The sequence below is a fragment of the Williamsia sp. Y844 genome (assembly GCF_056786475.1).
On sequence record NZ_JBXCJB010000003.1, the window covers coordinates 273,452 to 286,762 of the forward strand.

The window sequence follows — 13,311 nt, forward strand, 5'->3', positions numbered from 1 at the left end:
CGGGTGTGATCAGCCGGGGATGATCTCCATGTCCAGGAGTTCAGGTTCGTCATCTGCGGTTTCAGGCATCGAGAAACGTGCCAGCAGTGACCATCCGTGGTGGCCGTCCGGATCGTCGAGAACCTGTCGGGCGAGCCACTCGCCGTCGTCCTCGGTCAAACTGAACAGCGCCGGTCCACGCGCTTCCGGACCGGCTTGCACCGGACCGTATTCGTCGATGAAGTCGGCCATCTCATCGGCCCAGTCGAGATCGGGATAGCTTGCCTGCAGACCGGACCAGTCGCGGCGCGACAGCATATTCACGAAGCGGAACATGGTGTTGCGCAGATGCACCCGGGTGGCACGCAGGTTGACGGGTCGGCCGATCGGCGGCGGCGCCAGATCTGTGGGTCCGGTGATGTCGGCATCGGGGTGGGTGAGTTGTTCCCATTCGTCGAGCAGGCTCGAGTCGACACGGCGAACCAAATCGCCGATCCACTCGACCACGTCGTCGATCTCGTCCGTGCGCGCGGCATTCGGAATGCTCTGGCGCAGCGTCCGGTAACAGTCGGTGAGGTACCGCAGGACCACACCTTCGCTGCGCGCCAGGGAGTACCGGGAGATCAGGTCTCCCCAGTCCATGCCCTCTTCGATCATCTGTCGCAACACCGATTTGGGGCGTGGGGGTGTGTCGATGACCCACGGGTGTCCCTGCCGGTACATATCGAACGCCGCGAAGATGAACTCGCGCTCCGGTCGCGGCCAGGTGACCTCGGAGAGCAACTCCATGCGCTCTTCGTATTCGATGCCGTCTGCCTTCATCTGCGCGATGGCCGTGTCGCGGGCAGCCTTCTGCTGGCCCATGAGGACCGGTCGCGGATCGTCGAGGGTCGATTCGACAATCGAGATCAGGTCCATCGCATAGGTCGGCGAATCAGGATCGAGTAACTCGAAGGCGGCAAGAGCAAAGGGGGACAGGGGATTGTTGAGCGCGAAGTTGTTCGGCAGGTCGACGGCCAGGACCGCCATGCGGCCGTACGCGTCGGGTTCGTCGAGACGTTGCACCACACCGCTGTTGACCAGTGATCGATACAGCTTCAGCGCCCGCAGGATGTGACCGCGCTGGCGGGCCCGTGTCTCGTGGTTGTCCTCGAGGAGATGGCGCATCGAGGTGAAGCAATTGCCCGGCCGGGCAATGACTTCCAACAACATAGAGGTCGTGACCTTGAACCGGGAACGCAACGGTTCCGGCGGCGCGACGATCAGCTTCTCGAAGGTTGCCTCACTCCACGAGACGAAACCTTCGGGGGCCTTCTTGCGCTGGATCTTCTTGAGCTTCTTCGGATCGTCGCCGGCTTTCGCCACCAGTCGGGCGTTCTCGACGTCATGGTCCGGTGCTTGCGCAACCACGAATCCGCGGATGTCGAAGCCGGCCCGGCCTGCGCGCCCGGCGATCTGATGGAACTCGCGGGCCCGCAGGTGTCGTTGCCGGATCCCGTCGAACTTGGTCAGTCCGGTGAACAGCACCGTTCTGATGGGGACGTTGATCCCGACCCCGAGGGTGTCGGTGCCACACACCACGCGCAGTAGTCCCTGTTGCGCAAGACGTTCGACGAGACGCCGGTAGCGCGGCAACATACCGGCGTGGTGGATTCCGATCCCGGCCCGCACGGTCTTCGACAGGGTCTTGCCGAAGCCGGTGCTGAACCGGAAATCGCCGATCTCCGCGGCAATGGCGTCACGTTCGGCGCGGCTGCAGATGTTGGCACTGAGCAGGGCCTGGGCACGTTCCATCGCCGAGAGCTGGGTGAAGTGGACGACGTACACCGGCGCCCGGTCCTTGGCGATCAGGTGCTCGATCGTTTCGTGTACCGGGCGGGTGGAATATGAGTATTCAAGTGGGACAGGGCGAGTGGTGCCCGTGATCGCGGCGGTCTCCCGGCCGGTACGTCGGCTCAGGTCGTCGACGAAGAAACTGACGTCGCCGAGGGTGGCGGACATCAGCACGAACTGACTACCGGTCAACTCGATCAGCGGGACCTGCCAGGCCCATCCGCGATCGGTTTCTGCGTAATAGTGGAACTCGTCCATGACGACGACACCGATCGGCGAGTCGGGACCTTCGCGCAGCGCGATGTTGGCAACGACTTCGGCGGTGGCGCAGATGATGGGTGCGCTGGGGTTGACCGAGGCATCGCCGGTGAGCATGCCGACGTTCTCCGCCCCGAACTGTGAACACAGATCGAAGAACTTTTCGCTGACCAGGGCCTTGATCGGCGCGGTGTAGAACGCCCGCTTGCCCTGTGCCGCAGCAAAATACAGTGCACCACTGGCGACGAGGGACTTACCGGAGCCGGTGGGCGTCGACAGGATGACGTTCGACCCACCGGCGAGTTCGATCAGTGCTTCGTCTTGGTGCGGGTACAGCTCGATACCCCGTGCGGACCACCAGGCCGTGAAGTCTGCATACAACTCGTCGAGATCGGGCCCTGTGCTGTCCGGAAAGGCGAGTGGGGTCGTCACTGACCGGCGTCGTCCCCGGGCTCATCGCCATCTGTCTCGGTGCCGGAATCGGTCCGGTTGCCACCGCCGCTGAGGTGATCGGCCAGGAAGCGTTCGAGTTCGGCGCCGAGTTCGTCGCCGGTTGGCAGATCGCCTTCGGCAGCGAGCAACGACGCCTTCTCCTGCTGAGCCTGCGTGAAGGTGTCGTACTGGGTTTCCAGTGCGGTCACCACCGACTCGACTTCGTGGTTGCCGGAGATCTCGTTGTCGACCTGGTGCCGAACCTTCTCCGCGGCGTTGGCCAACGCCGCCATCGGCAGATTGAGTCCGGCGACCTCACCGAGGCTTTCGATCAGCTTGTGTGAGGCGGCCGGGTATTCGGTCTGGGCCAGATAGTGCGGCACGTGAACCGACAGACCCGCGGTCGTCAATCCATGCTCACCGAGCCGCAGCTCGAGCAGCATCGACGCACTGGCCGGGATCTTGAGTTCCGATCCCCACCGGGGAAATGGTTCGATCAGGTCTTTGTCGTTGCCGTGTGCGGTGATCGTCGACGGGCGGGTGTGCGGGATACCCATCGGGATTGCATTGAGCCCGATGACCGTCGACACCCCGAACTGATCGGCCAAACCGGTCACCGCTGCCACAAAACGTTCCCAACGCATGTCGGGTTCGGAACCGGCCAGTAGCAAGAACGGCTTGCCCTCGTTGTCGCGGATGGCGTGCAGGGTCAGCTCGTGCATCGCCACACCGGTGAACTGCTCGCCGGAGAACGTCATGATCGGCCGCCGCGAGCGGTAATCGATCAACTCGTCGGTCGAGAACGTGGCGACCAGCTCTGAATCAAGACTCTGGCGCAGGTGATCGGCGGCCAGCTTGATGGCGTGCCCGGCGTCGGCGAAGCCTTCGAGTGCGTGGATCAGCACCGGGCCATCACCCTCGTCACCAGCCAGCTGTGGTGCCGGGAACTCGAGTTCATAGAGCGTGGACTTGTCGTCCATGGCGAACCTCCTTGCTGCCTGGTCGTGCGGTTGTATTCAACTATTGTCCCCCATCATCACCTTTGGTCCCAATCCCTGTGCCGGGCAGACCATTGGTTCGCACTGTGTAGACAGTCCTATTGGGACAACAGAACCACTCGGGCCGCGATTCCCGGCGCCCGTTCACCGTCGGCGAACGGGCAACTGATGCACACATGTCGATCTGGGCATCGAATAGGGTGATACCGATCGGGACCGGAAAACAGTTCGGGAAGACCTGAACCGAAAACGGGTGCGGGAACAGACCTGGACCAACAAACACAAGTGCGGCGAGAGGTTGTCATGGCAGAGCAGGTGCGTGGTGTGGTGTCGGCGGGCAAGGGTGCCCCGACCACGATCGAGACCATCACCATCCCGGATCCGGGGCCACGCGATGTGGTGGTGCGGATCCTCGCGTGTGGTGTGTGTCATACGGACTTGGCCTACCGCGAGGGTGGGATCAACGACGAATACCCGTTCCTGCTTGGGCATGAGGCCTCCGGCATCGTCGAGACCGTTGGCGATGAGGTCTCGCTCGTCGCGCCAGGCGATTTCGTGGTCCTGAACTGGCGTGCTGTCTGCGGTGAGTGCCGGGCCTGCAAGCGGGGCCGCCCGCAGTACTGCTTCAACACCCACAACGCGAGCAAGCCGATGACCCTGGCCGATGGCACCGCATTGACGCCGGCCCTGGGTATCGGTGCGTTCGCCGACAAGACCCTGGTCCATGAGGGTCAGTGCACCAAGGTTGCCGCCGATGCCGATCCGGCGGTCGTCGGACTACTCGGTTGCGGTGTGATGGCCGGTATCGGTGCGGCCATCAACACCGGCAATGTCGGTCGTGGCGACAGTGTTGCCGTCATCGGTTGCGGCGGTGTCGGAGATGCCGCGATCGCCGGTGCCCGATTGGCGGGTGCGACCAAGATCATCGCCGTCGACCGGGACGCCCGCAAACTCGAATGGGCCAAGGACCTCGGTGCCACCCACACGATCGACGGTTCGGTCGTCGAGGACGTCGTCGCGGCGATCCAGGAACTGACCGACGGCAACGGCGCCGACGTCGTGATCGATGCGGTGGGCCGCCCGGAGACCTACAAGACCGCGTTCTACGCCCGCGATCTGGCCGGCGTGGTGGTTTTGGTCGGTGTGCCGACCCCGGAGATGACCCTGGAACTCCCGTTGGTCGACTTCTTCTCCCGCGGCGGTGCACTCAAGTCGTCCTGGTACGGCGATTGCCTGCCCGAACGTGACTTCCCGATGCTGGTCGACCTGTATCAGCAGGGCCGGTTGCCGTTGGAGAAGTTCGTGTCCGAGCGAATCGGTCTGACGGACATCGAATCGGCCTTCCACAAGATGGAGGCCGGCGAGGTGCTGCGCTCGGTGGTGGTCCTATGAGCATCAAAGTCGAACACGTCGTCACCTCGGGGCAGTTCAGTCTCGACGGCGGAACCTGGGATGTCGACAACAACATCTGGATCATCGGCGATGACTCCGAAGTGGTGATCATCGATGCCGCGCACACCGCGCCGCCGATCATCGATGCGGTCGGCGGCCGGAAGGTCAAGGCGATCGTATTGACCCATGGCCACAACGACCACATCACCGCCGCTCCGGAACTGTCGAAGGCCACCGATGCACCGATGTTGCTGCACCCCGGCGACACCATGCTCTGGGATCAGACGTACCCCGACATCACTCCCGACGGTGATCTGGCCGATGGGCAGAAGATCAGCGTGGCCGGAACCGATCTCGTGGTCCTGAACACCCCCGGACATTCACCGGGCTCGTGTGCGATCTACGTACCCGAACTCGATGTCCTGTTCTCCGGGGACACCCTGTTCTCGGGTGGGCCCGGCGCCACCGGTCGCTCGTTCTCGGATTTCGGAACGATCATCGAGTCCATCCGGAACAAGATCCTCACTCTGCCCGCGCAGACCAAAGTCCACACCGGACACGGTGATTCCACCGCGGTCGGGCAAGAAGCCCCACACCTCGAGGAATGGATCAAACGCGGCAGTTAGCTCCCGATCGCCGACAACACCAGGTCGGCGATCGCGCTCTCACCGACGGCATTGGGGTGGAGCCTTACGGCTCCCTGCGGGGAATTGTAGGGCTCTATCCACCGTTGCGGGAAGCTCTGGCAGGAGTTGTGCGCGACGGTGGGTGTGAACGTGTCCAGCCACTGGACGCCTGCGCTGCCTGCCATCGATCTCAAGGTGGCGTTGAGGTGCTTCTCGATGTTGTTGAGGTACGCGGTGTCCTTGACCGAGAACGGATTTCGCGGCACGCAATTTCCTTGCTGGGGAAAGATCGCCGGATAGCCGAGGACGATGATCCTGGCCGACGGGGCGCGGCTCTTGATGCCTGCTATCGCGTTGGCGATTGCAGGGGCGGTGTACAGGGTGATCGTGTCGGAGAACCGTGATCCATTGCGGGTTTCGCAGGTGAGCATCTCCGAACCGATCTCGCCGAATGGGTTCTCGGCACACGAGTTGACGCTGTCGGAAAAGACGAAGCCGTCGTTGTAGCCGATCAGCATCGTCACCAGATCGGTGTTCACGTTCAAGCCTTCGAACTGCGGCGGTTGACCGGCCAACTGGGAAATGATCAGGTTGTCCGTTCGGGCTCCGCCGCAGCTCATGTCGGTCAACTTGTAGCCCTTGGCCTGTGCGACGAGGTGGGAAAAGTTGACTCCGGAGCGACTACAGCCCGGCGGTGTGCCCTGCGCTTTCGGCGGAACTCCGGCACCGGCGGAGAACGAGCCACCGAGGGAAACGTACGAGAATGTGTGGGCACTGGCCGGTGAGACGACGACACAGGTTGCCACCACTGCTGCGACTGCCGCGATGACGATGCCGACTGCTCGGAGCATCCTGTTTTGTCTCACCGATAAAGGCTAGGTCCCGTGTTTGCGGGGCCGTGGAAGAACGGCGGTTTCGTGGTCCAGCTGAGACCGTCCCTATATCGGCGCTCGATCGTCACCGGTGAAACTAGTTTTCGAGTTGCGGTGGCGAACTCATCTGGGTGACCAGGGCGTCGACGAGTTGGAGGTTGATCCCGCCACCGGCCGACAGCGCCGCCGCCACGTTCTCCAGTTCGGTGACCGCTGAGTCCGCTTGGGCAACCAGCGATTCGCGCAATCTGCCCGGCGATGCGGCGGCGGCGATCAGGCGATTGTCCAGATCCGTTGCGGCAATCTCGATTCGAACCCGCGCGTCGATGCGAGCGCCGTCGTATTCGAGTTTCGGATCGGACCGCAGTAGTGCGAGAGCATCGCGGATCCGGCGGTGAAGCCGGGCCTCGGGATCATGTGAACCCGCCCATGATGCCGGAGCGTTGGTGGCCTGACCGGGAATGATCTCGTTGGCCGCCAGGGCGCCCGCCCGGATTCGCCGGGTCATCACGAAGACCCCGGCCACCGCTGCCACGCAGGCGACAAGGACCACCAGCACGATCGCTGTGATCATTTCAAGCCTTGCCAGGCCACGACGACGCCGACGATGAGTATGAGCGCGGCCAGCACGGCAAAGACGATCTTCACCGTGCTCCACGGGCGCTGCCCCTGGACCTCGCCGGTGACACCGTTGATGAAAACCTGAAAAGGGTTGCCGGCGTACACAACTGTGAGCAGCCAGATCGGCAGCAGCACGTGCTTGAACCTCAACGCGTTGTACCTGGTGTCCTTGTTGTTGATGCGTTGATGATCGCCTCCGATATCCCGCCGGATGGCCGCGTCGATGCCGGCGTTGATCCGTGACTGCGCCACCGGGAAGCACTGCTCGGCATCGAGGTCGTAGGTGCGGCAGAGATGCCCGGCAACGAATTCGGGACTGTACGGGGTGGCCTGCCCGGTCGGCCAGGGTTCGAGCTCGTGGACGCGGTCGGTGTCGAAACCGGTGTTGGCCAGCACTGCGACGTCGTCGAAGTTGTTGTGTAGGACGCCCGATCGATGGCTCCAGCGCGTCCTGGTCTCGGTGCGCCGGTTCTCGCCGCTGCCGGTGGTGACGGTGTAGGTGTCACCACGCATGCCGGTATAGGACGTGGTCGTGTCGGCGTCATAGGTGAAGTACGCGGCGTAAATGCTGGTGAACGAACCGACTTCGCGGTACTTCTTGAACTCCGACGGCGCGAACCAGCGACTGTTGATCCATTGTTCGATGACCTCACGGCCCTGCTTGTCGTCCACCTGAAATGGCAGGATCCCGTCGACCGGCAACCGGAGCGGGGCGTCGTGGATGTCGTCGCGCTGGATCGGAGTGGCGCAGTAGGGGCATCGGGTGGCGGTCAGGGTCCCGCTGAATGTGGTTCTGCCGCCGCAGCTCTGGCAGATGATCTCACGTTCGGTCACCGCTGCCGAGGAGGCAGGCTGCTCGGCCATCAGGCTGCGCAGTTGAGACATCGTGGACTGCAGGTCGTGTTCGACGACACGTCGCTTCGGGTCGAGGACGATCGCGTGCGAGCGACCGCAACTGAGGCACAACAGGGTTCCGGTTGCCGGATCGAAAACCAGTGGTGCACCGCAACTGTCGCAGGGGTACGTGCGGGTTTGTTCGGTGACCTGGAATATCGCACGCTGCGGATCGGACGGGCCCGGCTCCGGTACCGGCGGCATCGGAGGTAACGGCGGTAGCGGCGGTAGCGGCGGTGGCGCCGTATCCCCGCCGTAGTTGTTGTCGGGCAGGGGCGGTGGGAGGTGTGAGTCGGCCATGTTCCTATGCCGTGGGGTTGTTCGGGAGCGGGGGAGGGGTGCTGAAGAGACCGGACAGCGCGGGCACGGTGCCGGCAGGCGCCCAGCCCGGCATGCCCTGGTTCCAGACGAGCGTGGACGCGGTGAACTGACCGGATGCCGCCGCGGCCTGGAGTTGCGCGATCGTGAACGGGCCGGCGGGCTGCCCGCCGTTGTCGATGTGGAATGTCGCGGCGCCCGGCAACGGCGGGGGCACCGGCGCCTGCGCGGGTTGCGCGCCCTGGCCACCGAACTGTCCGGCCATCTGACTGCCGAGCGCGACGCCCATGCCCGCCGACATCATGTCGCCCATCGCGCCGCCGCCCGGGTTCTGCGCCGCGGCGATCATCGCGTCCGCTGCCTTGCCCTGCTGGTACCGGCCGAGATCCCCGACGTTGTTGAGGAATCCGCTCTCCTCGACACCACGGGCCACACCGCGCGTCATCGCGGTGGTGATCTCGTCGGGTAACGAGATGTTCATGGTGATCGAGTCGATCGACAGACCGAACTCGTCATCGACCCGGTCATTGACGAATGCCTGGAGCTTCTCCGACAACTCGACCTGGCGGCCTTGGAGGTCGATGACCCCGAGACGGCTCTCCATGATCATGTCCGAGAACGCGAGGGTGATGACCCGGCGGATCAACTCGGTGATCTCGTCGACACCGACCGAGCTGTCCGTCCCGATGACCTCGCGCAGGAAGGTCTCAGGTTCGGCCACTCGAACGACACACAAACCATTGGCCCGGACCTGGACCATCGTGAAATCTGGATCGCGGACGGTCACCGGATTGGGGGTGCCCCATCGCAGATCGGTGACCGGACGGGTGTTGATGAAATACACCTCGGAACGGAACGGGCTGTTGAATCCGTGCTTCCATCCCTGCAATGTGCTCAGCAGCGGCAGGTTCTCGGAGGTGAGCGTGTAGTGCCCTGGCCCGAACCGGTCGGCGAGCTTGCCGCGATAGACGAAAACCGCCTGCTGACCTTCGCGAACGATGAGTTCGGCCCCGTTTTTGATCTCGTTGTTGTAGCGGGGAAAACGCCACGCCAACGTGGAGCGTGAGTCGTCGATCCATTCGATGATGTCGACGAGCTCACCCTTGATCTTGCCGATGATCCCCATATTCGGTGTTCTCCCTAGCGATTCGGTTGCTCCCGGCGAGTCTAGTCGTGTCGCGCACACCAATGGGGCGGTCGCGATGGCACAGTGGGCGGGTGAGTCAGGTGTCTTCGAAGCGGACCAAGTCGTGCTGGGTATTGCCGGCAGCGTTGGCTGCTGCCCTGTTCCTGGGTGCGTGCACGAATGCGGTGGACGGTGATCCGGTCGCGGCGCCGCAGAGCGCGGAACTCTCGTCTGAACCGGGGGCCTTCCCGTCGGAGGAGATCGACGTACGCGAGCGATCGGTGACCGCCGAGGACTTCCCGGCCGCGTACAACGCGACCGAGGTGTCGGCCGACAAATTGGCCGCGGTGCTGGCAGATACCGCAGGATTTCCCGTCGGCGGTCTGGTGTCGCCTGCGAGTTGTGCGCCCACCCCGTTGCCTGCGACGTCCGATGAGGCCGTCGCACTGACGGCCACCGGCGCGGCCGCCAACGCCGGCATCCTCACCGCGATCACAGTGCTGACCGACTCGCCGTTGTCCGAGTTGGAGGCACAGCTCGAGGCGTGTCCGACATATACGACCACCAATCAGGGTGTGACCGCCACGGTGACCACAACGGTGCTGCCGCCGTCACCCGCCGACTCGCAGGAATCGCTGGCTTTCCGGCGTGTCACGGTGTCGGGGTCGATGACCCAGACGATGACCGCACTGGTCGGCCAGAACGATGGGGTGCGGGTCTACGTCACCGTCATGGCGCCGGGGTCGGGGCCGGTACCCGACGGTATGGCACTCGACGAGCTGTTCACCACCGCGCTGGAGCGCTCGCGCGGCTGAGCCCGCTTGTGGATGATTCCGCTTGTGGATGATTAACCGTGGGGTGGATAACCCGGCCAATGTGATAGTCGGCCTTGATATCCGGTCTGCGGTGGGACCGACCATCGCCACATGACATCTGACGAATACACAACTTCGGTATCCGGTCCGGGCGCACTGATCACGGCGGTCCCGGCCTTACTCGGCTTCATTCCGGACCGGTCACTGATCCTGGTGACCTTCGATGGTGACGGGACCGAGATCGGCACGACGATGCGCCACGATCTGGCGTTCGGCGACGACGGTCTGCCCACACCGCCGACGCTGAGCGTGATCGAGCATCTGGCTGCGGTCTGCGAATCGTACGACGTGGTCCGGGTGGTCGCGGTCATCGTCGACGACACCTATCCGATCGACACCGGTGAGTACCGGCGGCTGGCCGCCATCATCGACCGGAATTTGTCGGCCACCGGCGGCCTGCACGGAGCCTTCGCCACTGCCGCCATCACACAGGGCAGTCAATGGCACACCGTGTGGGACAACCGGTCGCCCGGCGAATGGTCTGGGGCGCCGGTGTATTCGGGACCTCAGGCGGGACTGGTGGGCGACCCGAAGATCAGCCCCGTCGCCGTGGCGCGGGCGGTCAGCAAGGGCAGGCGGGTGTTGAACACCCGCAGCGAGATGGTCGAACATCTGGCGCCCCTGCCGCACTGTGGTGACGACGATTGTGACGCGCACATGCTCTCGGCGGCCGACGACCTGGCCTACCGCGATCTCGCGGCCGACCGGGCCGGTCGGAGCGGGACCACCTTCGACGGCGAAACGGGTTCGGTGGACCAGCCATTCATCGACCGATGGGTGCTGGAAGATTGCGTCGATGCGTTCGGGATCGGTGCGTTCGGGGAGCATCGGACTCCACTGGACGTCGTTGTCGAGCACATGCGGCGCCTGCAGGAACGAAACGATCTCGAGTTCGCGCTGTCCGTGATCTACCGCGGTGATACCGGTGCACTGACCTGCGACGAACTGCGGATCTTCGACAAGGCGCTGCGGGAACTCTGTGTCCGCGACGCGCTGATGGCGTTGGCCGTCACCACCATCTGGATCGAGGCCGAGCAGGTGTGGGCGACGCTCTGCCGTCGGCTCCGGGGCCGCAGTCAGGCGGCCGCGGCGACACTCCTCGGGTTTGTGCACTATGTGCACGGCAACGGGGCGATGGCAGGCATCGCCTTCGACCGTGCACTCGAGGCGAGCCCGGGCTATTCGATGGCGGTGCTGTACAGCGCCGCTCTCACCCGGGGGATACCACCGAACGTGATCGGCGAGTGTGCCCAGACCGGCTATCTCGTTGCCAGGTCGCTCGGAGTGGAACTACCCGAAGCGGTGATGCACCCGGCGGCCTGATCAGACCGTCGAGTGGGCGCGCACGCCGAGCGAGCGGGTGTAGTCCCAGGCATCGGCCACGATCACCGACAGGTCTGTTTTCGCCGGGTACCAGCCGAGGTCGGCGATGGCTTTGTCGCTCGATGCGATCAGCACCGCCGGATCTCCGGCACGCCGCGGCGCATCGACCACGTCGATCGTCAGTCCGGTGACCTCTTCGACCGCCGAAATGACCTGCCGCACAGAGAAACCGGTGCCGCTGCCGAGGTTGAAGATCTCGTGGCGGCCGGCAACTGCGGCCTCGAGGGCAAGCACATGCGCAGCCGCGAGGTCTTGCACATGGATGTAGTCGCGGATGGCCGTGCCGTCATCGGTGGGGTAATCCGTGCCGAACATCTTGATGTGGTCGCGGTGACCGAGCGCCACCTGCAGGATCAGTGGGATCAGGTGCGTTTCGATCACACGGTTCTCGCCGGCACCGCCGTAGGCACCGGCGACGTTGAAGTACCGCAAACTCGTTGCCGCGAGGCCGTGCGCATGCGCGTACGACGTGATGGCGTGGTCGATGGCCAGCTTGGTGGCGCCGTACGGATTGGTCGGCCGGGTGGGCGCCGACTCCAGGATCGGGACCGCTTCCGGTTCGCCGTAGGTGGCCGCCGTGGACGAGAAGACCAGCCGCGGCGTACCCGAGATCCGGATCGCCTCGAGGAGCGAGAGTGACTCGACTACGTTGCCGTACCAGTACTTCTCGGGCTGTTCGACAGATTCACCGACCAGCGACTGTGCGGCGAAATGCAGAACACCGTCGAAAGACTGTCCGGTCAGGACACCGGCGGCGACATCGCGGACATTGCCCTCGACGAACGCGGCTCCCTCGGGGAGCGCATCGGCATTGCCGGTCGACAGATTGTCGATGATGGTCACGTCGTGACCATGTTCGATCAGGACACGGGCACAGACGCTACCCACATAACCGGCTCCGCCGGTGACAAGGAGTTTCATTGAGGTCCGGTATCAGACTTTCTCGACCTGGACGGAATGCGCCATCTCTTCCGAGAGCTGCAGTCCGGTATGACCCGGAGTGCTGATCACGATCGAATCCGGCAACACCGTGACGTTGACGCGAGCGCTCGGAACGACGCCCGCTTCCTGAAGGGCGCTGATCAACTCGGGGTCGGCCTGTGCGTGCTCGGACAGCCTGCGCACGATCACCGCAACCGGTTCACCTTGCGGCAGTTCGGAGATCCGTGTCATCGCGGTGGGCGCGTTGGTCGGGGAGTAGCCAAGCAGTTCCAGTCCGGGAATCGGATTGCCGTACGGCGACGTGGTCGGATGATCGAGAACCTCGAGCAGCCTGCGCTCGACGTTTTCACTCATCACGTGCTCCCAGCGGCATGCCTCGGCGTGTACGTCTTCCCAGGGCATCCCGATGACGTCGACCAGGAGCCGTTCGGCCAGGCGGTGTTTGCGCATCACGGACGTGGCCAGATTGCGGCCCTTGTCGGTCAGTTCGAGGTGGCGGTCTCCGGCAACGAGTACCAGGCCGTCGCGCTCCATCCGCGCTACGGTTTGTGACACGGTCGGTCCGCTCTGCTCGAGACGTTCGGCGATCCGTGCCCGAAGGGGAACAATGCCTTCTTCTTCGAGGTCGTAGATCGTCCGGAGATACATCTCAGTCGTATCGATCAGTTCGTTCACGATCTCCATCCCTTTCGTCTTGACCCAGGTTACCTGCCCGGAAGGGTGTTGTTGGTAGCCCCGCGGGAGGTCGTGGGTCACATCAAC

The 13,311-nt window shown here is 64.0% G+C and carries 12 protein-coding genes; 4 read left to right on the forward strand and 8 right to left on the reverse strand.

Annotated features, from left to right (window positions below; translation table 11 throughout):
• Positions 1 to 9: 9 nt before the first annotated feature.
• Both AC1TQG_RS18090 and AC1TQG_RS18095 read right to left on the reverse strand, forming a co-directional pair.
• Positions 10 to 2,502: a DEAD/DEAH box helicase gene (locus tag AC1TQG_RS18090; protein WP_482139230.1), complete on the reverse strand. Its 2,493-nt coding sequence runs from the start codon at positions 2,500 to 2,502 to the stop codon at positions 10 to 12.
• A complete protein-coding gene (locus AC1TQG_RS18095; RefSeq protein WP_482139231.1) occupies positions 2,499 to 3,482 on the reverse strand; it encodes a proteasome assembly chaperone family protein in 984 nt (327 codons plus the stop codon). Before AC1TQG_RS18095 ends, AC1TQG_RS18090 begins: the two co-directional genes overlap by 4 nt.
• A 321-nt stretch (positions 3,483 to 3,803) precedes the next feature.
• Between AC1TQG_RS18095 and AC1TQG_RS18100 the strand changes: the two genes are divergently transcribed.
• Together AC1TQG_RS18100 and AC1TQG_RS18105 are read left to right on the forward strand one after the other, a co-directional pair.
• Complete coding sequence (locus tag AC1TQG_RS18100) at positions 3,804 to 4,892, forward strand: S-(hydroxymethyl)mycothiol dehydrogenase (RefSeq protein ID WP_482139232.1); 1,089 nt, start codon at positions 3,804 to 3,806, stop codon at positions 4,890 to 4,892.
• Entirely contained in the window at positions 4,889 to 5,518 is a 630-nt protein-coding gene (locus AC1TQG_RS18105) for an MBL fold metallo-hydrolase (protein WP_482139233.1), read from the forward strand. Before AC1TQG_RS18100 ends, AC1TQG_RS18105 begins: the two co-directional genes overlap by 4 nt.
• Here AC1TQG_RS18105 and AC1TQG_RS18110 read toward each other — a convergent pair.
• The 4 genes from AC1TQG_RS18110 to AC1TQG_RS18125 form a co-directional block, all read right to left on the reverse strand.
• Positions 5,515 to 6,384, reverse strand: coding sequence for an SGNH/GDSL hydrolase family protein (locus AC1TQG_RS18110; protein WP_482139234.1), 870 nt, complete (start codon positions 6,382 to 6,384; stop codon positions 5,515 to 5,517). The genes AC1TQG_RS18105 and AC1TQG_RS18110 overlap by 4 nt on opposite strands.
• A 103-nt stretch (positions 6,385 to 6,487) precedes the next feature.
• The gene (locus AC1TQG_RS18115; protein WP_482139235.1) at positions 6,488 to 6,964 is read right to left on the reverse strand and encodes a hypothetical protein; all 477 of its coding nucleotides are present in this window, start codon (positions 6,962 to 6,964) and stop codon (positions 6,488 to 6,490) included.
• A complete protein-coding gene (locus AC1TQG_RS18120; protein WP_482139236.1) occupies positions 6,961 to 8,205 on the reverse strand; it encodes a TFIIB-type zinc ribbon-containing protein in 1,245 nt (414 codons plus the stop codon). Before AC1TQG_RS18120 ends, AC1TQG_RS18115 begins: the two co-directional genes overlap by 4 nt.
• Positions 8,206 to 8,209: 4 nt before the next feature.
• The gene (locus AC1TQG_RS18125) at positions 8,210 to 9,349 is read right to left on the reverse strand and encodes an SPFH domain-containing protein (protein ID WP_482139237.1); all 1,140 of its coding nucleotides are present in this window, start codon (positions 9,347 to 9,349) and stop codon (positions 8,210 to 8,212) included.
• A gap of 92 nt (positions 9,350 to 9,441) precedes the next feature.
• On the opposite strand from AC1TQG_RS18125, the gene AC1TQG_RS18130 reads away from it, so the two are divergent.
• Both AC1TQG_RS18130 and AC1TQG_RS18135 read left to right on the forward strand, forming a co-directional pair.
• A complete protein-coding gene (locus AC1TQG_RS18130) occupies positions 9,442 to 10,164 on the forward strand; it encodes a DUF5642 family protein (protein WP_482139238.1) in 723 nt (240 codons plus the stop codon).
• Between the two features lie 111 nt (positions 10,165 to 10,275).
• A complete protein-coding gene (locus AC1TQG_RS18135) occupies positions 10,276 to 11,547 on the forward strand; it encodes a DUF4192 domain-containing protein (RefSeq protein WP_482139239.1) in 1,272 nt (423 codons plus the stop codon).
• On the opposite strand, the gene galE is transcribed toward AC1TQG_RS18135, so the two are convergent.
• Entirely contained in the window at positions 11,548 to 12,528 is a 981-nt protein-coding gene (gene galE, locus AC1TQG_RS18140) for a UDP-glucose 4-epimerase GalE (RefSeq protein ID WP_482139240.1), read from the reverse strand.
• A gap of 12 nt (positions 12,529 to 12,540) precedes the next feature.
• Positions 12,541 to 13,224, reverse strand: coding sequence for an iron-dependent transcriptional repressor DtxR (locus tag AC1TQG_RS18145; RefSeq protein WP_482139241.1), 684 nt, complete (start codon positions 13,222 to 13,224; stop codon positions 12,541 to 12,543).
• Between the last annotated feature and the right edge of the window lie 87 nt (positions 13,225 to 13,311).

Coding starts and splice junctions, on each gene's coding strand:
- AC1TQG_RS18095 (WP_482139231.1), bottom strand. CDS start 3,482: ATGGACGACAAGTCCACGCTCTATGAACTCGAGTTCCCGGCACCACAG.
- AC1TQG_RS18100 (WP_482139232.1), top strand. CDS start 3,804: ATGGCAGAGCAGGTGCGTGGTGTGGTGTCGGCGGGCAAGGGTGCCCCG.
- AC1TQG_RS18105 (WP_482139233.1), top strand. CDS start 4,889: ATGAGCATCAAAGTCGAACACGTCGTCACCTCGGGGCAGTTCAGTCTC.
- AC1TQG_RS18115 (WP_482139235.1), bottom strand. CDS start 6,964: ATGATCACAGCGATCGTGCTGGTGGTCCTTGTCGCCTGCGTGGCAGCG.
- AC1TQG_RS18120 (WP_482139236.1), bottom strand. CDS start 8,205: ATGGCCGACTCACACCTCCCACCGCCCCTGCCCGACAACAACTACGGC.
- AC1TQG_RS18125 (WP_482139237.1), bottom strand. CDS start 9,349: ATGGGGATCATCGGCAAGATCAAGGGTGAGCTCGTCGACATCATCGAA.
- AC1TQG_RS18135 (WP_482139239.1), top strand. CDS start 10,276: ATGACATCTGACGAATACACAACTTCGGTATCCGGTCCGGGCGCACTG.
- galE (WP_482139240.1), bottom strand. CDS start 12,528: ATGAAACTCCTTGTCACCGGCGGAGCCGGTTATGTGGGTAGCGTCTGT.